The sequence below is a fragment of the Methyloversatilis sp. XJ19-49 genome (assembly GCF_024580145.1).
In the GTDB taxonomy this organism is placed as follows: domain Bacteria; phylum Pseudomonadota; class Gammaproteobacteria; order Burkholderiales; family Rhodocyclaceae; genus Methyloversatilis.
The window spans coordinates 122,966-145,531 of the sequence record NZ_JANINI010000003.1; the positions used below are offsets into that span (position 1 = coordinate 122,966).

Genomic DNA, 22,566 nt, shown 5'->3' on the forward strand with positions numbered 1-22,566 from the left:
TGACGATGCGCCTCGTGTTCTTCCTGCTGCTGCTGGTCAATGTTGCGCTCTACCCCTTCGTGTCCGGCCTGATCGCCGGCAAGGACAACGGCAGCGAGCCGCTTCGCATGGCCAGCCAGATGAAACCGGACAGCATCCGCATCCTGGCATCCGATGGCGAAGCACCCGTCACCGAGGCCGTCGCCGCGCCGGATGCGGCTGCGGCAGTCACGGCCGACACCGACGCGCCGGCGCTCTGCCGGGCGTTCGACGGCCTGTCGCGTGAGCAGGTCGATGCGCTGACCGCGCGCATCGCCTCGCAGCAGCTCGCGCTGCAGCTGGCGGAAGCCGAACAGACCGAAACCACGGCCTGGTGGGTGCACATCCCCGACATGCAGACGCGCCAGCTGGCGGAACGCAAGCAGGCCGAACTGCGCGCGCTGGGCGTGCGTGAAATGCTCGTCATGGCCGACCCGGCCGATTCGCAGAAGCTGGCCGTGTCGCTCGGCCTGTTCAAGACCGAGGCGGCCGCGAAGGAATTGCTGGCCACGCTGAACGGGCAAGGCGTGCGCAGCGCGCGCATCGCGCCGCGCGAAGGCCGCGCCGGACGCTACCGGGTCGAGGTGCGCGGCACCGGGCCCGAACTGGCTGCCTTGTTCGACAGCGCCCCGCTGGCGCTCGACGAGACGGCCCAGCGGACCGACTGCCAATGACCTTCGTGGTCGGGCTGACCGGCGGCATCGGCAGCGGCAAGTCGGCGGTGGCCGAGCTGTTCGTGCAGCGCGGTGCCGCGCTGGTCGACACCGACGCCATCGCACACCAGCTTACGGGACGGCACGGCGCTGCCATCGCGCCGCTGCGCGAGGCGTTCGGCGATGCCTTCATCACGGCCGACGGCGCGCTCGACCGCGCCCGCATGCGTGCCCATGCGTTCGCCGAACCGGCGGTCCGGGCGCGGCTCGAAGCCCTGCTGCACCCGCTGATCCGCACCCGGGCCCGCGACGAGGTCGCCGCCAGTGCTGCGCCCTATGTCGTACTGGCGGTGCCGTTGCTGATCGAATCCGGCGACTGGAACAGCCGCTGCGACCGCGTACTGGTGGTCGATTGTCCGGTCGAATTGCAGCGCGAACGGGTGCGTGCGCGCAGCGCCCTCCCGGCCGACGAGATCGACCGCATCATCGCCGCGCAGGCGTCGCGCGAAGCCCGTCTCGCGGTGGCCGACGATGTCATCGACAACGCAGGCGAGCGCGCTGCGCTGGTGCCACAGGTCGATGTGCTCCATGCGCGCTACATGACGCTCGCGAAACGTGAAAAACCGGCGTCGGCGTTGTGACTCAAGGGGTTTTCCGTCAGAATCATGAGAATTTGCTTGAACAAGTCCCGGACAAGCCCCTGTGATTACATACGAATATCCTCTGAACGAGCGCATCCGCACGCTGCTGCGCCTGGAGGACCTGTTCGAACGCACGCAGCATTTCATGCGTGCCGAAGGCGCGCATGAACATCACGTTGCACTGGTCGGCCTGTTCGAGATTCTCGAAGTCGCGTCGCGTGCCGACCTGAAGGTCGACCTGGTGCAGGAACTGGAGCGGCAGCGCCAGACGCTGATGTCCTTCCGCAACAACCCCGACATTTCCGAAGAAGCCCTGTCCGGTGCGCTGTACGAGATAGAGCAGGCCAGCGCGGCGCTGCTGTCGATGGCCGGCAAGATCGGCCAGTACCTGCGCGAGAACGACTGGCTCATGAGCATCAAGAGCCGCACTGCGATCCCGGGCGGCCTGTGCGAATTCGACCTGCCGTCGTATCACTACTGGTGTCACCGTGATCCATCGCTGCGCCAGGCCGATCTGGTCGGCTGGCTGACGCCGATGCTGCCGATCCGCGACGGCCTGACCATCGTGCTGCGTCTGCTGCGCGCCAGCGGCCGGCCGGAGCGTCACATTGCGGGCAGCGGTGCGTTCCAGCAGATGATGGGCGGCAAGTCGGCGCAGATGCTGCGTCTGCGCGTGTCGATGGAAGAAGCGGTCACGCCGGAAATCAGTGCCAACAAGTACGCGCTCAACATCCGCTTCGTGGCGCCCGGCGGTCACGCCCGCCCGCGCGTGACCGAAACCGACGTCGGCTTCGAACTGACCTTCTGCAATCTGTGAGCACTCCGGGCACCGGCGGTCGCATCGTCACCTGTCCGCGCTGCGGCCAGCCCGCCGTCTATGCGCCGTCGAATCCGGCACGGCCGTTCTGCAGCCCGCGCTGCAAGAATTCCGATTTCGTCGCCTGGGCGAACGAGGAGTATCGCGTGCCCGATGCGTCGCCCGAACTGCCGCCGGACGAAGATATTTCATAGGTCGGTCTGGCCGAACGAATCCGGGTGCCTCGCCGCGATTGGCACCGGTCCTGTGGGAGCTGTGATCGGCACCGGCCCCCTGTGGGAGCGGCGGCCTCGCCGCGATCAGTGCTGCGATGGTCGCAGTGCAACGTGCACATGTGGGAGCGGCGGCCTCGCCGCGATCGTGCCGTGACCGTCGTTGTGCAGAGTGCGTATCGCGGCGAGGCCGCCGCTCCCACAGGGCCAGCTCCCACAGGGCCAGCTCCCACAGGGCCAGCTCCCACAGGGCCAGCTCCCACAGGGCCGTCGCTTCTGTTGTTGTCCTGGGCTGGCGGGTATCTTTGCCGTGTCGACTCGGCGCCGCGTCAATCCAGCCTGAACACCACCGGCAGCAGCATTTCGCGTGCGCCGCCAGCGTCGATGCGGCCGATCTGGCGTGCGGCGTCGAGCGCTGCCCGGTCCAGCAGTGCGTGACCGCTGCCGGCCAGCACGGCGGCGTCGATGACCCGGCCCGACACATCGAGCAGCAGGCGCAGCGTCACTTCCCCCTCCAGTTCCTGCTCGATCGCCTCCGGCGGGTAGAACACATGACGGTTCAGCTTCTGTTGCGCCTGCTCACGCGCCGCGGCGGTGGCCGTCGCGTCACGTGGTGCGTGGACGACCGCCGGCGGTCGCGGTGCCGGTGCCGGCTCCGTCCGTTCGCTGCGCGTGTCCTTCAGCAGCGGTTCAGCCGGCTCGGGCTCCGCTGCGCGCGGGACCGCTGCCGCAGGCGCGGTCTGCAGCCGGGCCTGCAGTGCCGGCGCCGGCGCGGCGCGCGGCGCTTCGGCCGTGCGTTCGGGCCACAGCAGGAACAGGGCGTGCGTCAGCGCGGACAGTGCAAGTGCGAAATGAAGTTTCAGGCGGGACAAACCGGCGGACGGGATCGTTAGACTGGCGACCTCTATTGTGCCCGACCCACCGGGCTGCCTTGACGGGGACGCACTTGATCCAGACTTTCCGATGTTTTGCCGCGCTGCTGCTGGCGCTCTGCCTGACCCCGCCCGCGTGGGCGCAACTGCCCGATCCGGCGCGCTTCGGTCGCGCGATGGAGATGGGCGACATCCGCTCGGCGACCCGCTGGCTGGACGAAGGCCTGCCGCCGGATTTCGAAGCCGACACGGTGGGCAGCGGCATGATGATCGCGGCCTGGGACGGCAACATCGAACTGATGCAGCTGTTTCTCGAACGCGGCGCCAATATCGATTACATCAGCCGCATCGGCGAACAGGCGATCGCGCTGGCGGCGTGGCGCGGCCATCAGAAGGCGGTTGAATGGCTGATCGAGCGCGGTGCGTCGCTCGACCCGCCGGACAAGACCTGGGGCGCGCTGCATTACGCCGCGTTCGCCGGTCACCGGCGCATCGCAGACCTGCTGATCGCGCGTGGCGCGAAACTCGACGCGCGCGCGCCTAATCTGTCGACGCCGTTGATGATGGCGGTGCGCGAAGGCCACGAAACCATCGTGCGCGCGCTGGTCGAGGCCGGCGCCAGCACGAATGCGGTGTCCGATCGCGGTGAAAATGCGCTGGCCTGGGCGCTGCGCTACAACCGTCTGAGCATCGCCGGGCTGGTCGCTCCCACGGAAGAGGTGGCGGCGGCCGTCAAGGCGCAGCCGGTGCCGGCTGTACCGCCACCGCCACCGCAGGCGTCCGTGCCGGCGCCGCCCGATGTGGCCGCCCTGCTGAAGAAGCTGCGCGAGGCCGAGGCGCGTGGCCAACCCACGGCCGCGCTGCGCAAGCAATTCCTCGCTGCGGTCGACAGCCATCGCAACAGCGCGACCCGGCAGACGGTGAAGGCCGCGCCCTCGGCGCTGGTCATTTCCGCCAAGCGAGGCAAGCCGGGCGCCGAGCGGGCCGAACTGGTGTCCGGCGCCGCGACGCCGGCTGCGCAGACGCTCGCGGCCGATGCCGGTGCGCTGGACATCCTGCGCGCCATCGAGGCGGCACAGGCGGCCGGCCAGCCGACCGAAGAACTGCGCAAGCGCTTCAGGGCAGCGGTCGAGAGGCTCCGGGCGCCGTGAGCGTCGTGACCGCTTCGTGATGTGACAGGAACACCCGGCCGCCGAGCTGCGCCAGCAGGTCGGTGCGCTCGAGCTTGTCCATCACCGGCCCCTTCACCTCCGACAGGTGCAGCAGCACGCCCATGTCGCGCAGCCGGTGTGCCACGCTTTCGAGCATTTCGAGCGCACTGGCGTCGATGTCATTCACCGCCGAGCACTGCAGCACCACGTGCTGCGCAGCGGGCTGGGCGGTGACCAGCGCTAGCATGCGGTCCTCGACCTGACGCGCATTCATGAAGTTCAGGCCTTCGTCCACCCGCAGCCCGATCAGCGACGGATCGGTTTCGACCCGATGACGTTCCACGTTCCGGTAGTGCTCGGTACCCGGCACGCGCCCGACCACCGCCATGTGCGGCCGGCTGGCGTGCCACAGCAGCGTGAGCAGCGTGAGCAGCACGCCGGCGCCGACTCCGGTTTCGACGCCAGCCAGCAAGGTGACGACCAACGTGGTGACCACCGCCGCGAAATCGGTGCGCGAACTGCGCCAGGTACGGTGTAGCGTGTCGGTGTCGACCAGCGTCATGATGGCCACGACGATGGTCGCCGCCAGCGTGGCCTGCGGCAGGTAGTGCAGCAGTGGCGTCAGCGCCAGCGCGGCCAGCGCGATGCCGACAGCGGTGAAGGCGCCGGCGGCGGGGGTCGCGGCGCCGGCGTCGAAATTCACCACCGAGCGCGAAAAGCCGCCGGTCACCGGGTAGCCGCCGGTGAAGGCGGCCGCGAGATTGGACGCGCCGAGACCGACCAGTTCCTGGTCCGGCTCGATGCGCAGCCGGCGCTTGGCGGCGAAGGTCTGCGCCACCGATACCGACTCGACGAAGCCGATGATGCTGATCAGCAGCGCCGGCAGCAGCAGTTGCGACAGCAGCGCGGGGTCGAAGGAGGGCAGGGTCAGCGGCGGCAGTCCGGCCGGTATGTCGCCGACCTTGCGCACGCCGATCTGGTCGAGCCGCAAGGCCCATACCAGCGCCGTACTGCCGAGTACGGCCACCACCGGGCCGGCCTTGGCGCAGGTGTCGGCTGCGCGGGCCGACAGGCCGAGCCGGATCAGCAGCGGCTTGAGCCGGCTGCGTGTCCAGTACAGGAAGATCAGCACGCCGGCGCCCAGTGCCGCGGTGGGCAGGTGGGTGTCGGGCAGGTTGGCGATCAGGCCGGGCAGCAGATCGGGCAGCGTGTCGCCACTGGCCTGTATGCCGAGCAGATGCTTGAGCTGGCTCAGCGCGATCAGCAGCGACGACGCGGTGACAAAGCCTGATACCACCGGGTGGCTGAGGAAGCTGGCCAGAAAGCCCAGCCTGAGTGCGCCCATCACGGTAAGCATGACACCGGACACGAAAGCCAGCGTCAGCGCGGCCTGAAGTCGTGCCGTCTCATCCACCAGGCCGAGCGAACCGACCGCCGCGGCGGTCATCAGCGACACGACGGCCACCGGTCCGACCGACAGCGCGTGGCTGCTGCCGAACAATGCGTAGGCGAACAGCGGCGCGATGCTGGCATACAGCCCGACCTGTGGCGGCAGCCCGGCCAGCTGCGCGTAGGCCAGGCTCTGCGGGATCAGCATCAGCGTGACGATGAGCGAGGCCAGCAGGTCGGCGCCGAAGGTCGGACGGTCATAGCGCGGCGCCCAGCCGAGCACCGGCAGCCAGCGCGCCCACGCGCCGGACGTCGAGACCGGATGCGTCGGCCGGCTCACAGCACGTCGAGCGGAATCTTGAGGTAACGCGTGCCGTTGTCTTCCGGCTCGGGCAGGTGGCCGGCGCGCATGTTGACCTGTACCGACGGCAGGATCAGCACCGGCATGTCGAGCGTGGCGTCGCGCGCCGTGCGCATGGCGACGAAATCGTCTTCGGCGATGCCGTCATGCACGTGGATGTTGTGCGCGCGTTGCTCGGCCACCGTGCTTTCCCACGCGGGGGAGCGGCCGCCCGGCGGGTAGTCGTGGCACATGAACAGCCGCGTGGCCGGCGGCAGGGACAGCAACCGGCGCACCGAGCGGTACAGCGTGCGCGCGTCGCCGCCGGGGAAGTCGCAGCGCGCGGTACCGTAGTCTGGCATGAATAGCGTGTCGCCGACGAACACCGCGTCCTCGATCACATAGCTCATGCAGGCCGGCGTGTGACCCGGCGTGTGCAGCGCGCGCGCGGTCAGCGAGCCGATGGTGAAACTGTCGCCGTCAGCGAACAGCCGGTCGAACTGGCGGCCGTCGCGCGCGAAGTCGTCGCCTGCGTTGAACAGGCTTCCGAACACCTTCTGCACAGTGACGATGTGGGCACCGATGCCCAGCTGTCCGCCGAGCTGTGCGCGCAGATGCGGCGCAGCCGACAGGTGGTCGGCGTGCACGTGGGTTTCCAGTATCCACTCGAGCCGGGCGCCCAGCTCGCGCACCCGCGCGATCAGGCGGTCGGCGGACTGTGTCGAGGTGCGGCCTGCCTTGGGATCGTAGTCGAGCACACTGTCGACGATGGCGCACGCCTGCGTGCTGCGGTCGAGCACGATGTAGCTCACCGTGCTGGTTGCTTCATCGAAGAAGGCTTCGATCTGCATCGAACTGCTGGACATGAATGCTCCCTTGAATCGGATGGGAACACCTTATATCGCTTGCTGCGCCGCGTCAGTAACTGCAGTCACCTTCGTATGCGGCGTCACCCATGAAAAACGGCGGGAGTGCCCGCCGTTTTTTTCCTGCCCGTACTGCCGCGCCGTTCAGCGGTTGGCGATGTACATCGTGATTTCAAAGCCAAAACGCAGATCGGTCGCCTTCGGGGTTTGCCAGTTCATGTCAGTCTCCTTGGTAAGTGCTGCGTACTGCATCAGGTCGTTCGCGCTGCATCGGCGTCTGCCATGCATGGATTGAATGATGGACCCGGCTGCGTTGGCGCACCTGATGATGCACACGAAAGAAGGCCCATGATTTTCATGATCGCGGCCGATTGACGCTGCCACCGGCCGGCCGCCATACTCCGCGCGCAAAATAACGGACCACCCGAACATGACGCAGGAAAACCTGTTCTGCGCACTGCGCGCAGCCTTCCCGGACGATGTCGATGCAATCGCCATCGAAACCGCCGATACGCCCGACCCGCTGTATTACACCTGGCGCGACCTCGAACGCGGCACGGCCGTGCTGGCCAACCTGATCGATTCGCTCGCGCTGCCGCCGGAAAGCCGCATCGCGGTGCAGACGGAAAAGAGCGTCGAGGCGTTGATGCTCTACCTCGCCGTGCTGCGCGCGGGCCATATCTATCTGCCGCTGAACACCGCCTATCAGGCGGGTGAGGTCGAGTACTTCATCGGCAACGCGGAACCGGCGGTGGTCGTGTGCACCGAGAAGAACGTCCGATGGGTGAGCGATCTCGCCGCGCGTCTGGGTACGCCGTATGTGTTCACGCTGGAAGACGACCGCAGCGGCAGTCTGCTCGACGCCGCCGCGCCGCACAGCGACCGCCACACGCCGGCGCTGCGCGCCGCCGATGATCTGGCGGCAATCCTGTATACCAGCGGCACGACCGGCCGCAGCAAGGGCGCCATGCTGACGCATGGCAACCTGCTGTCGAATGCCCAGGTGCTGAAGCAGGTGTGGGGCTGGCAAGCGGGCGATGTGCTGCTGCATGCGCTGCCGATCTTCCATGTGCATGGCCTGTTCGTCGCCTCGCACGGCGCGTTGCTCAATGGCAGCTGCATGATCTGGTTCAGCCGGTTCGATCCGCGTGCGGTGGCGGCGCGCCTGCCCGAAGCCACGGTATTCATGGGCGTGCCGACGCTGTACGTGCGTCTGCTGGCCGAACCCGGCTTCACGAAGGAGGCCTGCCGCAGCATGCGGCTGTTCATCAGCGGTTCGGCGCCGCTGCTGATCGAAACCTTCCGCGAATTCCGTCAGCGCACCGGTCACACGATACTGGAGCGTTACGGCATGAGCGAAACCGCGATGCTCACGTCCAACCCCTACCGGCCGGAAGACCAGCGCCGCGGTGGCACGGTCGGGCCGGCGCTGCCGGGGGTGAGCCTGCGGGTGCGCGATGACCGCGGACAATCGCTGCCGGCGGGCGACATCGGCGGCATCGAGGTGCGCGGGCCGAACGTGTTCAAGGGCTACTGGCGCATGCCGGAAAAGACTGCCGCCGAATTCACCGCCGATGGCTGGTTCATGACCGGCGACGTCGGCCATCTCAGCGAGGATGGCTACGTGACCATCGTCGGCCGCAGCAAGGACCTGATCATCAGCGGCGGCTACAACGTGTATCCGGCCGAGATCGAAAGTGTCATCAACGACATGCCGGGCGTGGCCGAATCGGCGGTGGTCGGTGTGCCGCACGCGGATTTCGGCGAGGCGGTGGTCGCCATCGTGGTCGCCAAGCCGGGCAGCACGCTCGACGCCGCCGCGATGACGGCACGGCTGAAGGCGCAGATCGCCAACTTCAAGGTGCCCAAGCGGCTGTTCATCGTGTCCGAACTGCCGCGCAACACGATGGGCAAGGTGCAGAAGAACCTGCTGCGCGACGCGCATCGCGCACTGTTCGCCGGATGAACGCGGCACCCGCTTGCGAGCCGGATCGCTGTCCGCGCTGCGGTGGCCATTTCACCTGCGGCGCAGCCGGACCGGCGCCCTGCGACTGCTTCACCTTGACGCTCGATCCCGGGCTGCTGGCCGACCTGCGCGAACGCTACGTCGGCTGCCTGTGTCTCGCCTGCCTGCGCGAAGTCACGGACGCGCAGACCGATGTGCCGGCGGCGGGCCCCGCCTGACGCACGGCGTCAGGGCCTGGGTGCCGCCTCGGGCGTCGCGGCCGGTGCGCTCTTGGGCTGGATGATGGCACGCACCCGTTTCGACTGGTCGCCACCCGACGGCACCGCCTTCGCGTCGCTCGAATTGGTCACCGTGTAGTTTTCGCTGATCGAGTTGTATTCGATGTACTGGCCGCGCACCTCGTCGCCGCCGCTCTTCACGTGAGCACGCACGTAGAAGCGGGTGATTTCGGTCTTGGCGTCGTGCTCGATGCGCTCCGCCTCGCCTTCCATCCACAGGTCCTGACCTTCGCGCTTCTGCCGGAAGCGCGCCAGACCGTTTTCGCCGCCGGTGGCCACGCCCTTCTGGTAGCCGGTCCCATCCTGCGTCACGACGACCTTGTTGGCCTTGATGGTCAGCGTGCCCTGCGTGAACACGACATTGCCTTCGAAGTTATGCGTTTTCGTGCGGTCGTCCACCGTCACCTTGTCGGCCTCGAGATTGACCGGCTTGTCGCGGTCGGCGCGCTCGGCGCGGGCGGTGGCGGGCAGGCCGGCTGCGAGCAGCAGGGCCAGGGTGGTCAATGCGGCAGTGATCTGACGCGAAATCATGGGCGGCGGGCTCTTTCTATGGTGGCTTTGACGCGCGATTCGAGTACGTACTTTTCCTTGATGCGGTCAGCGACCATGCCAACGCCGGTCGCCACCGACTTGCCCTGCGTCATGCGCACCGGCTGATCGGTGCGCGCGATTTCCTCTTCCGGATACACATACAGCAGGCTGGTCGCCAGCGTCATTTCGGCCCGGCCCGGACTGGCTTCGCGCAGCACGCGCACATTGTCGCGCAGGATGGCTTCCTTGCCATCCTTGGTCAGCAGGGCGCGTTCGGACGTGATGTGGGTCGGCGCCAGCTTGCCTTCGTAGCGCAGTGTCGGGTGGTCGAGTTCGGCCGAGTCGTCGTCCGGGTAGTGACGCATCTGCCGGGCGGTCAGCGTGTGCTGTATCGCGCCGGTCTCGTCGTAGCGGTACAGCGTGAAGTTGTCGATGATCACATCGGGGTCGTGACGCAGGCTGCCGCTCGACGGCTGGTCGTCGATGCGCGTCGTGCGCTCGAGCCAGATCGTCATGCCGGCGAGCGCGATCAGGATGAGCAGCGGCAGCGCCTGCTGGATGCGTCGGTTCAACGCAGGCAGTCCTGCAGCAGTACGTCGAGCGCGCCGCGTGCGTCGAGCAGGTATTCGCACACCTCGCGCACCGCGCCGCGGCCGCCGTCGGCTTCGGCGATCCAGCGCGCGTGCTGACGCACGAAGAAGTGGGCGTTGGCCGGCGCCGCCGAAAAGCCGCAGGCGCGCATCACCGGCAGGTCGACGATGTCATCGCCCATGTAGCCGCAGTGTTCCAGCGCAATGCCGCGTTCGGCCGCCAGTTCGCGCATCGCGTCGCGCTTGTTCTCGACGCCGAGCAGCGCGGTCGTGATGCCGAGATTGGCCGCGCGGTGGCGCACCGCCGCTGACGAGCGGCCGGAAATGATGACGATTTCGACGCCCGCGCCGGCCAGCATCTTCAGCCCGTGTCCGTCCAGCGTGTTGAAGCCCTTCATCAGGTCGCCGTCCGGACCGAACCAGATCGTGCCGTCGGTCATGACGCCGTCGACATCGAAACCCATCAGGCGGACCTTGCCCGCCACGTCGCGTACTGCGTTGCCGTCCATGTTCAGATCACCTTGGCCAGCATCAGGTCGTGCATCGTCAGCGCGCCGGCCAGTGCGCCGTGTTCGTCGGTCACCAGCAACTGGTTGACCCGGTTGCGTTCCATCACCTCGGCCGCTTCGGCGGCCAGCTTCGCCTCGCTGATCGAGCGCGGCTGACGGCTCATCACTGCTGCCACCGGCACCGTGCGCACGTCGCCCAGGCGGTCGATCGCACGCCGCAGGTCGCCGTCGGTGAATACCCCGGCCACGCTCCCTGCCGCATCCAGCACCACAGTCATGCCCATGCCGCCGCGCGTCACCTGCAGCAGCGCTTCGGTGACCGTGCTGTCGACCGCCACCGTCGGCACGTCGGCGCGCGCGCGCATCACGTCGCGCACATGGGTCAGCAGGCGCCGGCCGAGCGCACCGCCCGGGTGGCTGCGCGCGAAATCGTCCTCGCGGAAGCCGCGGGCGTCGAGCAGCGCGACCGCCAGCGCATCACCGAGCGCCAGCGCGCAGGTGGTGCTGGCGGTCGGGGCAAGATTCAGCGAGCAGGCTTCCATCGCAACGCCGGCGTCCAGATGCACGTCGGCCAGCCGGGCCAGCGTCGAATCAGGCTTGCCGGTCATCGCGATCGTACGGCCGCCCTGCCGGCGCACCAGCGGCACCACTGCCAGCAGCTCGGCGGTTTCACCTGAATTGGACAGCGCGATCAGCACGTCGTCGCGATGGATCATGCCGAGATCGCCGTGCAGCGCCTCGGCGGCATGGACGAAATAGGCCGGCGTGCCGGTGCTGGCCATCGTCGCGGCGATCTTGCGCGCGATGTGGCCCGACTTGCCCAGACCGCTGACGATGACGCGGCCGGTGCTGTCGAGCACCAGCCGCACCGCGCGGGCGAAGTCTTCGCCCAGGCGCCCGGACAGCGCGTCGAGCGCGCGGGCTTCGATGTCGAGCACGCGACGGGCCGCGGCGACGATGTCTTCGGTGACCGGCGGGGGACTGTGTGTCATGCGTCTGGCGGGGGAAGGTCCGGTTGATCCGGCAGGTGCCCGCAGCGCGGGCGTTCGGGTGGATCGGTTATGATCGACGTGGATTATAACAACCTGCCCACGGCCGGCGGCCGGCCATCCGCTCATGGCCCTGCCGCCCCTTCTTGCCCACCATGTCCGCACTCGAGCTGGTCCTGCTGTTGCTCGCCGCTTCGGTGCTGGTGGTCGGCCTTTTCCGCAGCATCGGACTGCCGCCCATACTGGGTTACCTGCTGGTCGGTGCACTGGCCGGCCCGCACGCGCTGGCGTTCATTCCGGATACCGAAGAGGCGCGCCAGTTCGCCGAATACGGCATCGTGTTCCTGATGTTTTCGATCGGGCTCGAATTCTCGCTGCCCAAGCTGTTTTCGATGAAGCGCGTGGTGTTCGGCCTGGGCGGCACGCAGGTCGCGCTTTCGGTGGTGGGCGTCGTCACCTTCGCCTGGCTGTTCGGGCTGAACCTCAAGGGCGCGATTGCCGTCGGCGCGGCCATCGCCATGTCGTCCACCGCGGTGCTGATCAAGCTGCTGGTCGAGCGTCTGGAACTCGATTCCGCGCACGGCCGGCAGGTGATCGGCGTGCTGCTGTTCCAGGATCTGGCCGTCGTGCCCTTCCTGGTGGTGATTCCGGTGCTGTCGCTCGGCGCCGAGGAAAGCATGGAGGCGCTGGCGCTGGCCGGCGTGAAGGCGGCCGTGGCGCTGACCCTCATCCTGTATCTGGGCCCGCGCCTGATGCAGCGCTGGTTCTTCGTCGTGGCGCAGCGCAAGTCGCCCGAGCTGTTCATGCTCAACGTGCTGCTGGTGACGCTGGGCATGGCGTTCGCGACCGAGCACGCCGGGCTGTCGCTGGCCCTCGGTGCCTTCCTGGCCGGCATGCTGATTTCGGAAACGCAGTACCGCTATCAGGTGGAAGAAGACATCAAGCCGTTCCGTGACGTGCTGCTCGGCCTGTTCTTCGTCACCATCGGCATGAAGCTCAATCTGGCGCTGGTGCTGTCGGAGCTGTTCTTCGTGCTGGTGACGGTGCTGTTCATCCTGATCGGCAAGTTCGTGGTCGCCGCGGCGGCGTCGCGCTTCTTCGGCTCGTCGCCCGGCACGGCGCTGCGCGTCGGTCTGTGGCTGTGCGCCGGCGGCGAATTCGGCTTCGTGCTGATGGCGCTGGCCGATGCCGCCAACCTGCTGCCCGACCGCATCCTGCAGATCGTGCTCGCGTCGCTGCTGCTGACCTTGCTCACCGCACCCATCCTCGCCCACTACGCCGACCGCATCGTGCTGCGGCTGGTGCCGTCGGAATGGCTGATGCGCTCGATGCAGCTGACGTCGATCGCCGCCCAGTCGCTGGCCACCGACGGTCACGCCATCGTCTGCGGCTACGGCCGCAACGGCCAGTACCTGGGGCGCTTCCTGGAAAACGAGGGCATTTCGTTCATCGCGCTCGACCTCGATCCGGAGCGGGTGCGCGAGGCGGCGGCGGCCGGTGAAACGGTGGTGTTCGGTGACGCCGGCAAGCGCGAAACGCTGATCGCGGCCGGGCTGACGCGGGCGTCCATCGTCGTCATCACGTTTGTCGACACCGAGGCGGCGCTGCGCGTGATCCATCTGGTCAATGAGCTGCATGCCGAAGTGCCGGTGGTCGTGCGCACCTTCGACGAGCGCGACTACGACAAGCTGTCGGCCGCCGGGGCCACCGAGGTGGTGCCGGAATCGCTCGAATCGTCACTGATGCTGGCCACCCACGCGCTGGTGCTGCTGGGCATTCCGCTGCATCGCGTGCTCAAGCGCATCCGCCAGTTCCGCGGCGACCGCTATCACCTGCTGCGCGGGCTGTACCGCGGTGCCGAACACCTGGCGGAGGAGGCGGCGACCGATCAGCAGCACACGCGCCTGCATTCGGTGCCGCTGGCGCCGGGCGCCTGGGCGATCGGACACCGCATCGATGAATTCCACTTCAACGACATCCGCGTCGAGGTGAGTGCGATCCGCCGGCGCGGCATCCGGGCGCTGGAGCCCAGTTCCGACCTGGCGTTCGAAAGCGGCGATGTGGTGGTGCTGCTGGGCGCGCCGGCCGAACTGGCTCAGGCCGAATCGCGCCTGCTCAAGGGCTGAGCGGCCATTCCTGCGAACCCGACGTCAGAACGCCACGCACACCGTGTAGCGATCGGCCGCGGTTTCGGCCGCGGCGTCGATGTTGGACGCGGTCGAGGTGGCCGACGGCGTGCCATTGACGTCGATCATTGCGCGCACGTTGCCGGTGTTGGTGACGCCGTCGTCCATGGTCGAATCGACCTGACGCGCGAGGCGGGCGGTGATGCCGGACGAACAGATGAAGAAGGCGCCGGTCATCGGCCGCGAATCCGGACCGCTGCCGGTGGCCGGCGTGATCGGCGAGGTGCTGGTGATGCCGATGGTGCCGTTGTCGGCATTGCGCGGCAGGTAGGCCGGGTCGCTTTCGACGGTCGGGCCGGTCAGCAGGTTGGCCAGCCGCAGGTGCTGCCACACCAGACGCGATTCGTCGGTCGCGGTGGTCGAGTTCCAGTTGCCGCCGATGCGACCGTTGCCCTGGGTTTCCGGCGTGCCCGGGGTGGTCGCCAGCGTGCCGGCCACGTGCTGCACCACGGCCGGATCGTCGCCCGGCATGAAGCGGAAGCGGTCCTGGTAGGCGTACACGGCGGTCGACATCGTGCGGAAGTCATTCACCAGACTTTTCGCCTTGGCGCTGTTGATCAGTTCCTGCCCCTTGAGCACGCCGCCCAGCAGCAGACCGATAATGACGAGCACGATGGCGATTTCGACCAGCGTGAACCCTTGTTGATTGGCTTTCATGTGAATCCTCCGTATGCGTCCCGACGATGCAGATTCCGTGCCCGAACGGACGATACCGGGAGTGTTTCCTTGATTGCGCTGATTTGGAAACGATTTTTTTCATTGGCGATGGTGGACGACCGTTCACAACCGGGGTGTTCCGGGGTGAATGCCATGCAATATGACCGGATCCGGACAGTTCTGTCACGATCCGGTCACCTTTCGCGGTGGCGCGCCCCGACCAATGAAAGCAGGGCGACACCGTGATGAGACGCCCTGCCGTGCCGCGCCGCACGCGTGTCAGGTGGCTGACGCGGGCTCAGCCCTGGCTGCTGCTGGGCGTGCTGACCAGCCTGCATCTGCTGCTGTGGCTGGACGACGACCTGCTGTTCGGCCGCGCGCTGCTGCTGCCCCACCTCGGCCTGCTGCTGCTGTGGCAACCCCTGCTGCGCGCGCAGTCCCGCATCGAATGGCCGGTGCTGGCGGCGCTGTGCGCGCTGGTCGGCGTATTCCTGTGGTTCTACGGGCCGCTGGCGCTCAGCCTGTGGCTGCTGCTGCTGGCCGGTCTGGTCGGCGGCAAGGTGTTCTTTTCGCGTTCGCGCGGGCCGCGCATCTACTACCTCGGCGCACTGGCCTACCTGATCACCGCGCTGCTGACGATCGCACTGCCGCGGGCGCTGCCGCCCGGCCTGCCGATGCCGTCCGGCATCGATGCGCTCGGACTGCAGATGGCGCCGCTCGCCTTGACCGTCATGCTGCTGGTGCCCGGCCGCGAGCGGGTCGACCGCGACCGCGAAGTGCTCGACTTCGTGTCCGGCACCTTCGTGCTGTTGCTGCTCGCCGTACTCGTGCTGGGCACGCTGGCGGCGATGCAGCTGGCCGGTGTCGATTACCTGCGCGCGCTGCTCGCCACGCTGGGCGTGCTGGCCAGCGCGCTGATGGTGATGGGCTGGGCGTGGAATCCGCGCGCCGGTTTCGGCGGCGTCAGCGTCGCCTTCACCCGCTACGTGCTGTCGCTGGCACTGCCTTATGAGCGCTGGCTGGAAAGTCTGGCGTTGCTGTCGCAGGAAGAAAGCCGGCCGGAGGAATTCGTCGCCCGCGCGGCCAACCGCCTGCTCGCCCTGCCGCTGATCAGCGGCGGAGAGTGGCGCACCCGCAGCGGTGCGAACGCCACGCCACCGCGTCGCTTCGGCGAGGTTGCCGCGCACCGGCAGGATTTCGAACACCCGCTGCTGGACCTGACGCTCTATACCGCGCGCCCGCTGTCCGGCGGCCTGCTGTGGCACTTCAACCTGCTGGTGCAGCTGCTCGGCCAGTTCTACCAGGCCCAGCTGCGCACCGAAGAACTGCGCCGCCTGTCCTATCTGTCGGCGATCCACGACACCGGTGCGCGTCTGACGCACGACGTGAAGAACCTGCTGCAGTCGCTCAACACCCTGTGTTTTGCCGCCCGCGAAGCCACTGACCCGGACAGCGCCGCCCGCGCCAACGCGCTGCTGGCGCGCCAGCTGCCGGTCATCAGCGCCCGGCTCGAAGCAACGCTGGACAAGCTGCGCCGCCCGCAGCCGGTCGACGGCGAATGGACGCCGGCCCCGGAATGGCTGCAGGCCACCGCGGCCCATTTCGCCGGGCAGGGCGTGACGGTCGAAGGCATGACCGAACCCGACCAGCGCTTGCCCGGCGCGCTGTACACGACAGTGGCGGAAAACCTGGTCGGCAACGCGCTGCAGAAGAGGCTTGCCGAACCGGGCATCGCCATCGTGCTGCGCCTCGGCGGTGACCGGCTGTCGGTCGAAGACAGCGGCAGCGCCATCGCCGCCGATCTGGCCGGAAACCTGCTGCAGGCACCGGTCGCCTCCGCCAGCGGCCTGGGTGTCGGGCTGTACCAGTCGGCACTGCTCGCCCGCGCCAGCGGCTTCCGCCTGCAGCTCGATCACAACCGCGAAGGCTGCGTCCGCTTCGTGCTGGCGCCGGAAGCGGAAAGCGAGCCTGCCCCGGGCTGAAGAGCGGGGCTGCGGAAGCGGCGATGGTTTTGTGGGAGCGGCGGCCAGTGAGTGGGAGGGGCCTATGGGAGCGGCGGCCAGTGGGAGCGGCGGCCAGTGGGAGCGGCGGCCAGTGGGAGCGGCGGCCAGTGGGAGCGGCGGCCTCGCCGCGATTGATGCCGCGATGATCGTTGATCAACGCGCCGATCGCGGCGAGGCCGCCGCTCCCACAGAGAGCTCCCACAGAGACCGCTCCCTTGGGCGCCTACTTCGCCTCGGCGAAGCCTTTCGCCAGCGTTTCCATGCGCGAGCGGTTCACGCCGAAATCGGAGTAACCCGTGCGCGCGCCGGAGCGGTAATGGATGACCGACGCACCGGCGTCGATGGCGAACTCTGCGGCATCGACGAAGCGAAAGATGCGCGAGCGGAATTCGGCGGCGATGAAGCCGGGCTCTTCGCGGGTAATGGTGGCGCGCGGCTGGGCGAGGATGACCTGCTTGAGTCGCGCCTGCGCGGCGGCGGCGTCGCCGCTGAAGGGAATCGGCGTCATCTTCGCCGCGCTGTCCGACTGGGTCGACACGCAGTTGGGCGAGTCGGGGCAGGGGGTCAGCATGCGCGGGGCGGCATCGGCGGCGAGGGCGGTGGCGGCGCAGGCAGCGAGGGCCAGCGCGGTGTCGCGGGTTTTCATGGTGTGCTCCTTGAGCCACGCCAGTACGTCGGCGGCATTGCGATCGGGCGGAAACACCGGGTAGAACACCTTGACGATGCGTGCGTCGTCGGTGATCAGGGTGAGCCGCCGGTAGAGCTCGAGGCCAGCGGCGGTGAAGGTGGGCAGGCGCAACGCGGCCTTGAGCTGCAGGCCGTCGTCGCTCAGCAGCGGAAAGGGCAGGTGCAGGCGCGCCGCCGCTTCCTGCTGGTAGTCGCCGTCCTGGCTGCTCAGCCCGAACACGCCGGCGCCCAGCGCGGCCAGTTCGGCATGGTGGTCGCGGAAGGCGCACGACTGCGGCGTGCAGCCGCGTGCGCCGGGTATCGCGTCCCAGCCGTCGGGCAGCGGCACATCCGGCCGGCCGGTCATCGGATAGACATAGATCACCTGCAGGCCGCGCAGCGTCGCGAGATCGGTTGTGCCGCCGTCGGTGCGCGGCAGCGCCAGCGCGGGCAGAGGCATCCCTTCGAGATGGGCAGCCGCGCCGTCGTCGAGCGGCACCGGCAGGTCGTCGGGCAGGGTGGTGAGCGATGTCGCCATATATATACGCAGGGTCCGTCCGGCACGCTCATCCGCAGCGCGTGTCCGAAGTGGCTACCAGGTGAGCGTGCGCGTGTTGTCGCGGAACAGCGCTTCGCCCACCCGCTCGGGGTCGTCGAGCAGCATGCCCTGCATCAGACTGGCTTCGGTTACGCCGTAATGACGCATGCAGACGCGGCACACCAGCACGACCGCGCCCTTGCCCATCAGGTCGCGCAGCAGCTTCTGCTGGGTGACGAAGTTGCGAAGGTTGCTGCTGCTGCCCATGCGCACGGCCTGATCGTTCAGGAACACCGTCAGCGCGTGGCCGCGCGCCATCTGGTCCCGCGCGAAGATGAGCCCGGTTTCCGAGCGCTGCGAGTTGTCGCTGGTCAGGTTGAGGAACAGCGACGGTCGATCCGCCGCTTGCGCCGCAGCGCAGACGATGAGTGCGAAAAAGGCGGTCAGGACGGACCTGAGTGACATGCGGGTTTCCTTCCGGGGCGTAGCGGGTAGCGGGATGGGGCGGGCGACATGATGGCACGTTGATGTGCCGTGCCCGGCGACTCGCATCTTTGCACAAGACGCGACCTTCGTTCGAACGCGTCGGGTACCGGGCGTTCAGTGCGGCGTGTCATCGGCAGTGCGCGGACGCGTCTACCAGTCGATCTCGAACATGCAGGCGGTCGCACCCATGGCTTCGCAGGCGGTTTCGCGCACCCGCGCGCGCGGATGCACGAGCACCCGGAACAGGTGCTCGAAGGTGGCGGCGTAGTAGTCGCAGGCGGGCGCGTCGAGTACCACGCCACGGCACAGCGGGTTGTCCTGCAGCGTCATCACGACCGGCTTGCCGGCGCGCGCGCTGAAGTGCCCGCTGCCGGCAAAGGTCCAGGCGTGGCGCCGGATCGCCGCCAGCAGCACGCGCGCCGCGAGCGGTGCCGGCAGGTGGCGCAGCAGCGCCTGTACCGGACGCGGAATGCGCCGGGCCAGCAGGTAGTCGGCGGTGCGCCGGCCGGCGTCGCGCGCCACCGCGCTTGCGTCGACCGGGCCGACGCTGGCGCGGAGCACCCTGTGCAGGCGCATCACCTCGGCTTCGTCCACCATCGATTGCGGCGGCTGCCCCAGATAGCGCAGCAGTCCGGCCCGGCCGAAGATCAGTGCCGTGAAGGCCTCGCCATTGCGCTGCTGCAGGGCTTCGGCCACGCGGGTGATGGCGTTCGGACCGATGCGGTTCGTTGCGTTCGACGCATTCATGGTCGGCAGCCGGTCAGACGGTGCTGGCGTGGGCCGCTTCGTTCGCCGCAGCGGTGCGGGCCGCGTGGGCGGCCAGTGCGCGGTCGGCTTCTTCGTCGCTCAGCTGGTCATGCCCGCCGCCGCACGCGGCGATCGCAGCCGCGGCCAGTTCTTCGCCCTTCTTGCGCCGCATTTCGATCTTCGGGCCGTGCATGGTGACCCAGCCTTCGTCGGCGGCGGCGATCGCCGCGCCATCCGGTCGGGCATGCACGCGCTCGTCGGCGAAGGCGAAGTCCACTTTCTTTTTGCTTTGCGGGCCCCAGTAGCCGACCCGGCCGAGATCGTAGAACGTGCGTTCGAAGCCGCTCTTCAGGAAGGCCTTCAGGCAGCCCAGCAGGTATTTGCGCCGCTGCTTGTCCTTCTCCCACGGGTACTGGAAGAAGGTCTTGTTCATGAAGAAGCGACGGTAGTTGTTCATCACCCGGTCGAGCAGCTCGGCGCGGTCCATGGCGTCGGGCTTCATGATCGGGGTGACGAAGTTGTACTTTTCGTAGTCGAACACCTCGACCTTGTCGCCCAGTTCCTGGAACAGATCCGAGAACGGCCACGGCGTGTACATCGCCCAGTTGGCCATGTCGGGGTTCCAGTCGCGCGCCATGCGGTAGGTTTCTTCCAGCGTTTCGGCGGTTTCGTTTTCCAGGCCGACGATGAACTGCGCCTCGGTCACGATGCCGGCTTCGCGCAGCAGCGCGATCGCCTTCTTGTTCTGCGCGATCGTCGTTTCCTTGTTGAAGCGGTCGAGCTTCAGCTGCGCCGCCGCCTCGGTGCCCAGGCTCACGTGCACCAGACCGGCCCTGCGGAACAGCGGCAGCAGCTTTTCGTCGCGCAGGATGTCGGTCACGCGCGTGTTGATGCCCCACAGCACGCCCAGGTCGCGTGCGATCAGTTCTTCGCAGAACTGGATGAACTTCTTGCGGTGGATCGTCGGTTCCTCGTCTGCCAGGATGAAGAAGCCGATGCCGTGGTTCTTCACCAGGTCTTCGATCTCGTCGACCACCTTCTTTGGATCGCGGATGCGGTAGTCGCGCCAGAACTTCCACTGGCTGCAGAAGCTGCAGGTGAAGGGGCAGCCGCGCGCGAAGTTCGGGATCGCCACGCGCACGCCCATCGGAATGTAGATGTACTTGTCCCATTCCAGAATGCCCCAGTCCGGCGTGATGCGGTCCAGGTCCTGGATCGGCGGCTCGGCCGGCGTGGCCACCACCTGCGCGTCGGCGTCGAGAAACGCCACGCCGCGCACGCTCACCGGGTCGCGCGCCCACTGGCCGTCATCAACCGCGCGCACCAGGTTCAGGAACACCTGCTCGCCTTCGCCGCGCACCACGCAATCGATCCACGGCGCTTCCTTCAGCACCTGCGGATACATGAAGGTGCCGTGAATGCCGCCCAGCACCGTCACCACCGACGGCTTCAGATCCTTGGCCAGCTTCAGCAGTTCTTCCGCCTTGTAGATCGACGGCGTGATCGCCGTGCAGCCGACGATGTCCGGATCCAGTTCGATCAGCCGCGCCCGCACCTGATCGTCCGTCAGGTGATGCGTCATCGCGTCGATGAAGGTCACCTCATCGTAGCCGCCGGCCTTCAGGTAACCGGTGAGGTAGGCGACCCAGGCCGGCGGCCAGTTGCCCGCAATCTCGGCGCCGCCGGAGTGGTAATTCGGGTGGATCAGGACGATGCGCATGACAGGTGCCCTCGTGACGTGATGTGTCACGCAAAGCGTACAAATCACCTGTCCGTAAAAATTGACACAAGACAAGGTTTGGGCGGAGGGGCAACCTGCCGGGCCTTGCGCCGGTCCTTCTGGAACGTCCCTGCCATGGACCGCCCGGGCCGGTCCATGGCAGGGAATGGTGCTCCGTCCCCATATCGTTGGTTATCTCTCAACGAACAGGCACTTGACGATCGCCCGACGCGGCTTCTTCGCGTCGTAAAGCACGTCCACCCGGTCGCCACGGGCCAGCGACAGCACATCACGCGTCTTGTGTATCGGCATCCATGTTCGAACCCGCGTGCCGACGGCTTCGAATTCGAACACCAACTGCCCGCGATCCTTCGCAATCATCAGGTCGGTGATCGTGCCGCTCACCGCCACCCCGCGCGCGAACAGATCGGCGACACGCTTGATGCGCCAGAGGAGCACGGCGACGAGCGTGACGGACACCCCGACCGGAAGCACCAGCGGCAAGGCCGCGGCGCCACCGTACAGGTGCGGGAAGCCGAAATGGATCGCCCAGGTGATCGGCATCGCCACCCATGACGCCAGCGCGGGCCAGTCGTTCCACATGATTCTGATCGGGCTGAAGTTCATGGTGTCGGGAGTTGCGGCTAACTCATTCGGGTCTGACCCCTATTCTCTATTAGCTCGGCGCATAGTTGATCGGCATGGGCGCGCTTGCGCAGCCGACAAGTGTCGACGCAAGAACGACAAAGGCAAGGATGCGTGCGAAGCCTGCTGCTTTTTTTCCTGTCGTGCCGACTGTTTTTTCAGACTCCCCATTGGTAAAAAATCGTTATCTGGTCAAGGCCTTTCGTCCTTTTTCTGCATGAACCTCTGCATCGCAGGAGAGAGGAAATAGTTGCATGAGGCCGCATAGACAAGCGCGGTGAACAAGAGCGCAAGGTTCCTCGGTGAATCGATGTAGGCAAACACGCCCACCGTGCTCAAGGCGCCAAAGGCCGCCGCGGAAACGTACGTGGCTATCCGGTTTCCAGTCAGAACCAGATACAGCGCGCCGAAGTTGATCAAGGCCGCGCCCGATGCGCTCACGGTCGGATTCCGCACGAATTCATCCAGATAGATGATCGACAGCAGGGCGCACAGGATGAGCAGCGTTCTCGGGAAGTGTTCGGCTTCGCGCGACATGATGTCTCGGGCATGGACGGGCGACGGGTGTACCGGGGATGGATGCCGGACGTCCGGGCAGCGTGACGGACCGGCCAAACGCCCCCTGAAATGCTCGCGCGAACGTTTTGCGGGCGGGTGATTACATCGGGCGGCGCGCAGTTCACCACGCATCCGTTCACTCCGGAATCAGCCTTTTGACGGGTTGCAGAAGCCGGGCGGATCACACCCGAGGTGCGCAATCGAACGGGATAAGCGCCCGACCGAAGCCGGATGGATGGACTCGCCACGGAGCAGGGCGCGTGTCCAGCGACAGGTCGGGCGTCAGCGCACGCCCTTTAGGGACTGACCATCGCCGCTGCGCGTGACCGGGCAGTTGACGACGATGTCGGTGACTTCGAGCGAAACCTCCTGCCTTTCTTCGGCGGCCAGAAGCGCCTCTTCCGACTTGAGTTCGCGTTTCGGCGCAGCCGTGTTCCACCGCACCATGACGACCCGCCACAAAGGGCTGTAGCTTCGATCCTGGCTTTCCGGGCCCACCGGATCGGGGGCCGACTGGAAAATGCTGATCTGTTCCTCG

At 67.4% G+C, this 22,566-nt stretch carries 25 protein-coding genes; 9 read left to right on the top strand and 16 right to left on the bottom strand.

All coding sequences use genetic code 11. From position 1 onward, the window contains the following. Positions 1 to 5: 5 nt before the first annotated feature. The 4 genes from NMQ16_RS05025 (at position 6) to NMQ16_RS05040 (ending at position 2,323) form a co-directional block, all read left to right on the top strand. Complete coding sequence (locus NMQ16_RS05025; protein WP_257079409.1) at positions 6 to 692, top strand: SPOR domain-containing protein; 687 nt, start codon at positions 6 to 8, stop codon at positions 690 to 692. Continuing rightward, positions 689 to 1,312, top strand: a complete 624-nt coding sequence (coaE, locus tag NMQ16_RS05030) for a dephospho-CoA kinase (protein WP_257079410.1) — start codon at positions 689 to 691, stop codon at positions 1,310 to 1,312. Before NMQ16_RS05025 ends, coaE begins: the two co-directional genes overlap by 4 nt. A gap of 61 nt (positions 1,313 to 1,373) precedes the next feature. Next, positions 1,374 to 2,129 carry a cell division protein ZapD gene (gene zapD, locus NMQ16_RS05035; protein ID WP_257079411.1) on the top strand — a complete coding sequence of 252 codons (756 nt, stop codon included), beginning with the start codon at positions 1,374 to 1,376 and terminating at the stop codon, positions 2,127 to 2,129. Positions 2,130 to 2,152: 23 nt separating this feature from the next. After that, positions 2,153 to 2,323 (top strand): DNA gyrase inhibitor YacG, encoded by a 171-nt coding sequence (locus tag NMQ16_RS05040; RefSeq protein ID WP_069040461.1) that lies wholly within the window; start codon positions 2,153 to 2,155, stop codon positions 2,321 to 2,323. A gap of 347 nt (positions 2,324 to 2,670) precedes the next feature. Here NMQ16_RS05040 and NMQ16_RS05045 read toward each other — a convergent pair whose 3' ends face one another. Continuing rightward, on the bottom strand, positions 2,671 to 3,213 hold the full coding sequence (locus NMQ16_RS05045; protein ID WP_257079412.1) for an energy transducer TonB: 543 nt from the start codon (positions 3,211 to 3,213) through the stop codon (positions 2,671 to 2,673). 74 nt (positions 3,214 to 3,287) lie between these two features. Between NMQ16_RS05045 and NMQ16_RS05050 the strand changes: the two genes are divergently transcribed. Further along, positions 3,288 to 4,364: an ankyrin repeat domain-containing protein gene (locus NMQ16_RS05050; RefSeq protein WP_257079413.1), complete on the top strand. Its 1,077-nt coding sequence runs from the start codon at positions 3,288 to 3,290 to the stop codon at positions 4,362 to 4,364. Here NMQ16_RS05050 and NMQ16_RS05055 read toward each other — a convergent pair. The 3 genes from NMQ16_RS05055 to pqqA form a co-directional block, all read right to left on the bottom strand. Next, entirely contained in the window at positions 4,330 to 6,093 is a 1,764-nt protein-coding gene (locus tag NMQ16_RS05055; RefSeq protein ID WP_257079414.1) for a sulfate permease, read from the bottom strand. The genes NMQ16_RS05050 and NMQ16_RS05055 overlap by 35 nt on opposite strands. Continuing rightward, on the bottom strand, positions 6,090 to 6,959 hold the full coding sequence (locus NMQ16_RS05060) for an MBL fold metallo-hydrolase (protein ID WP_257079415.1): 870 nt from the start codon (positions 6,957 to 6,959) through the stop codon (positions 6,090 to 6,092). Before NMQ16_RS05060 ends, NMQ16_RS05055 begins: the two co-directional genes overlap by 4 nt. A gap of 144 nt (positions 6,960 to 7,103) precedes the next feature. After that, a complete protein-coding gene (gene pqqA / locus NMQ16_RS19210) occupies positions 7,104 to 7,178 on the bottom strand; it encodes a pyrroloquinoline quinone precursor peptide PqqA (RefSeq protein WP_083224124.1) in 75 nt (24 codons plus the stop codon). Positions 7,179 to 7,389: 211 nt separating this feature from the next. Here pqqA and NMQ16_RS05070 point away from each other — a divergent pair, with 211 nt between their 5' ends. Together NMQ16_RS05070 and NMQ16_RS05075 are read left to right on the top strand one after the other, a co-directional pair. Beyond that, on the top strand, positions 7,390 to 8,925 hold the full coding sequence (locus NMQ16_RS05070; protein WP_257079417.1) for a malonyl-CoA synthase: 1,536 nt from the start codon (positions 7,390 to 7,392) through the stop codon (positions 8,923 to 8,925). Then, entirely contained in the window at positions 8,922 to 9,143 is a 222-nt protein-coding gene (locus NMQ16_RS05075) for a cysteine-rich CWC family protein (protein WP_257079418.1), read from the top strand. The genes NMQ16_RS05070 and NMQ16_RS05075 overlap by 4 nt, the downstream gene beginning before the upstream one ends. Before the next feature lie 9 nt (positions 9,144 to 9,152). Here the strand turns inward: NMQ16_RS05075 and lptA are convergent, their stop codons facing one another. Genes lptA through NMQ16_RS05095 form a run of 4 tightly spaced genes read right to left on the bottom strand, consistent with a single transcriptional unit; the run spans position 9,153 to position 11,825 of the window. Beyond that, entirely contained in the window at positions 9,153 to 9,734 is a 582-nt protein-coding gene (gene lptA / locus NMQ16_RS05080) for a lipopolysaccharide transport periplasmic protein LptA (protein WP_257079420.1), read from the bottom strand. Further along, positions 9,731 to 10,306, bottom strand: coding sequence for an LPS export ABC transporter periplasmic protein LptC (gene lptC, locus NMQ16_RS05085; protein WP_257079422.1), 576 nt, complete (start codon positions 10,304 to 10,306; stop codon positions 9,731 to 9,733). The genes lptA and lptC overlap by 4 nt, the downstream gene beginning before the upstream one ends. Then, complete coding sequence (locus NMQ16_RS05090) at positions 10,303 to 10,833, bottom strand: HAD family hydrolase (protein WP_257079423.1); 531 nt, start codon at positions 10,831 to 10,833, stop codon at positions 10,303 to 10,305. Before NMQ16_RS05090 ends, lptC begins: the two co-directional genes overlap by 4 nt. Positions 10,834 to 10,835: 2 nt before the next feature. Further along, positions 10,836 to 11,825: an SIS domain-containing protein gene (locus NMQ16_RS05095; RefSeq protein WP_257079424.1), complete on the bottom strand. Its 990-nt coding sequence runs from the start codon at positions 11,823 to 11,825 to the stop codon at positions 10,836 to 10,838. A 152-nt stretch (positions 11,826 to 11,977) separates the two neighbouring features. Here NMQ16_RS05095 and NMQ16_RS05100 point away from each other — a divergent pair, with 152 nt between their 5' ends. Beyond that, positions 11,978 to 13,948, top strand: a complete 1,971-nt coding sequence (locus NMQ16_RS05100; RefSeq protein WP_257079629.1) for a monovalent cation:proton antiporter family protein — start codon at positions 11,978 to 11,980, stop codon at positions 13,946 to 13,948. A gap of 24 nt (positions 13,949 to 13,972) precedes the next feature. On the opposite strand, the gene NMQ16_RS05105 is transcribed toward NMQ16_RS05100, so the two are convergent. Then, entirely contained in the window at positions 13,973 to 14,665 is a 693-nt protein-coding gene (locus NMQ16_RS05105) for a prepilin-type N-terminal cleavage/methylation domain-containing protein (protein ID WP_257079425.1), read from the bottom strand. A 245-nt stretch (positions 14,666 to 14,910) separates the two neighbouring features. Between NMQ16_RS05105 and NMQ16_RS05110 the strand changes: the two genes are divergently transcribed. Next, positions 14,911 to 16,647 carry a sensor histidine kinase gene (locus NMQ16_RS05110; protein ID WP_257079427.1) on the top strand — a complete coding sequence of 579 codons (1,737 nt, stop codon included), beginning with the start codon at positions 14,911 to 14,913 and terminating at the stop codon, positions 16,645 to 16,647. A gap of 244 nt (positions 16,648 to 16,891) precedes the next feature. Here the strand turns inward: NMQ16_RS05110 and NMQ16_RS19215 are convergent, their stop codons facing one another. The 7 genes from NMQ16_RS19215 to NMQ16_RS05150 all read right to left on the bottom strand — a co-directional run bounded on the left by NMQ16_RS19215 (position 16,892) and on the right by NMQ16_RS05150 (position 22,475). Then, complete coding sequence (locus NMQ16_RS19215) at positions 16,892 to 17,872, bottom strand: DUF1499 domain-containing protein (RefSeq protein ID WP_306441689.1); 981 nt, start codon at positions 17,870 to 17,872, stop codon at positions 16,892 to 16,894. 54 nt (positions 17,873 to 17,926) lie between these two features. Continuing rightward, positions 17,927 to 18,337: a DsrE family protein gene (locus NMQ16_RS05125; RefSeq protein WP_257079428.1), complete on the bottom strand. Its 411-nt coding sequence runs from the start codon at positions 18,335 to 18,337 to the stop codon at positions 17,927 to 17,929. Positions 18,338 to 18,508: 171 nt separating this feature from the next. After that, positions 18,509 to 19,105, bottom strand: a complete 597-nt coding sequence (gene bchJ / locus NMQ16_RS05130; RefSeq protein ID WP_257079430.1) for a bacteriochlorophyll 4-vinyl reductase — start codon at positions 19,103 to 19,105, stop codon at positions 18,509 to 18,511. 13 nt (positions 19,106 to 19,118) lie between these two features. Then, a complete protein-coding gene (gene bchE, locus NMQ16_RS05135; RefSeq protein ID WP_257079432.1) occupies positions 19,119 to 20,825 on the bottom strand; it encodes a magnesium-protoporphyrin IX monomethyl ester anaerobic oxidative cyclase in 1,707 nt (568 codons plus the stop codon). A 192-nt stretch (positions 20,826 to 21,017) separates the two neighbouring features. Continuing rightward, a complete protein-coding gene (locus NMQ16_RS05140; RefSeq protein ID WP_257079434.1) occupies positions 21,018 to 21,452 on the bottom strand; it encodes a DUF3592 domain-containing protein in 435 nt (144 codons plus the stop codon). 210 nt (positions 21,453 to 21,662) lie between these two features. After that, positions 21,663 to 22,160, bottom strand: a complete 498-nt coding sequence (locus NMQ16_RS05145) for a hypothetical protein (RefSeq protein ID WP_257079436.1) — start codon at positions 22,158 to 22,160, stop codon at positions 21,663 to 21,665. A gap of 150 nt (positions 22,161 to 22,310) precedes the next feature. After that, complete coding sequence (locus NMQ16_RS05150) at positions 22,311 to 22,475, bottom strand: hypothetical protein (RefSeq protein ID WP_257079438.1); 165 nt, start codon at positions 22,473 to 22,475, stop codon at positions 22,311 to 22,313. Positions 22,476 to 22,566: the final 91 nt, after the last annotated feature.

Bases quoted from the DNA above. Each gene is read 5' to 3' on its own strand.
- NMQ16_RS05100 (WP_257079629.1), top strand. From the start codon at position 11,978: ATGTCCGCACTCGAGCTGGTCCTGCTGTTGCTCGCCGCTTCGGTGCTG.
- NMQ16_RS05145 (WP_257079436.1), bottom strand. From the start codon at position 22,160: ATGCGTGGTGAACTGCGCGCCGCCCGATGTAATCACCCGCCCGCAAAA.
- NMQ16_RS19215 (WP_306441689.1), bottom strand. From the start codon at position 17,872: ATGGCGACATCGCTCACCACCCTGCCCGACGACCTGCCGGTGCCGCTC.
- NMQ16_RS05070 (WP_257079417.1), top strand. From the start codon at position 7,390: ATGACGCAGGAAAACCTGTTCTGCGCACTGCGCGCAGCCTTCCCGGAC.
- NMQ16_RS05075 (WP_257079418.1), top strand. From the start codon at position 8,922: ATGAACGCGGCACCCGCTTGCGAGCCGGATCGCTGTCCGCGCTGCGGT.
- NMQ16_RS05105 (WP_257079425.1), bottom strand. From the start codon at position 14,665: ATGAAAGCCAATCAACAAGGGTTCACGCTGGTCGAAATCGCCATCGTG.
- NMQ16_RS05150 (WP_257079438.1), bottom strand. From the start codon at position 22,475: ATGGTGCGGTGGAACACGGCTGCGCCGAAACGCGAACTCAAGTCGGAA.
- NMQ16_RS05025 (WP_257079409.1), top strand. From the start codon at position 6: ATGCGCCTCGTGTTCTTCCTGCTGCTGCTGGTCAATGTTGCGCTCTAC.
- NMQ16_RS05110 (WP_257079427.1), top strand. From the start codon at position 14,911: ATGAGACGCCCTGCCGTGCCGCGCCGCACGCGTGTCAGGTGGCTGACG.
- bchJ (WP_257079430.1), bottom strand. From the start codon at position 19,105: ATGAATGCGTCGAACGCAACGAACCGCATCGGTCCGAACGCCATCACC.
- NMQ16_RS05125 (WP_257079428.1), bottom strand. From the start codon at position 18,337: ATGTCACTCAGGTCCGTCCTGACCGCCTTTTTCGCACTCATCGTCTGC.
- NMQ16_RS05060 (WP_257079415.1), bottom strand. From the start codon at position 6,959: ATGTCCAGCAGTTCGATGCAGATCGAAGCCTTCTTCGATGAAGCAACC.
- bchE (WP_257079432.1), bottom strand. From the start codon at position 20,825: ATGCGCATCGTCCTGATCCACCCGAATTACCACTCCGGCGGCGCCGAG.
- NMQ16_RS05095 (WP_257079424.1), bottom strand. From the start codon at position 11,825: ATGACACACAGTCCCCCGCCGGTCACCGAAGACATCGTCGCCGCGGCC.
- coaE (WP_257079410.1), top strand. From the start codon at position 689: ATGACCTTCGTGGTCGGGCTGACCGGCGGCATCGGCAGCGGCAAGTCG.
- lptA (WP_257079420.1), bottom strand. From the start codon at position 9,734: ATGATTTCGCGTCAGATCACTGCCGCATTGACCACCCTGGCCCTGCTG.
- NMQ16_RS05090 (WP_257079423.1), bottom strand. From the start codon at position 10,833: ATGGACGGCAACGCAGTACGCGACGTGGCGGGCAAGGTCCGCCTGATG.
- NMQ16_RS05140 (WP_257079434.1), bottom strand. From the start codon at position 21,452: ATGAACTTCAGCCCGATCAGAATCATGTGGAACGACTGGCCCGCGCTG.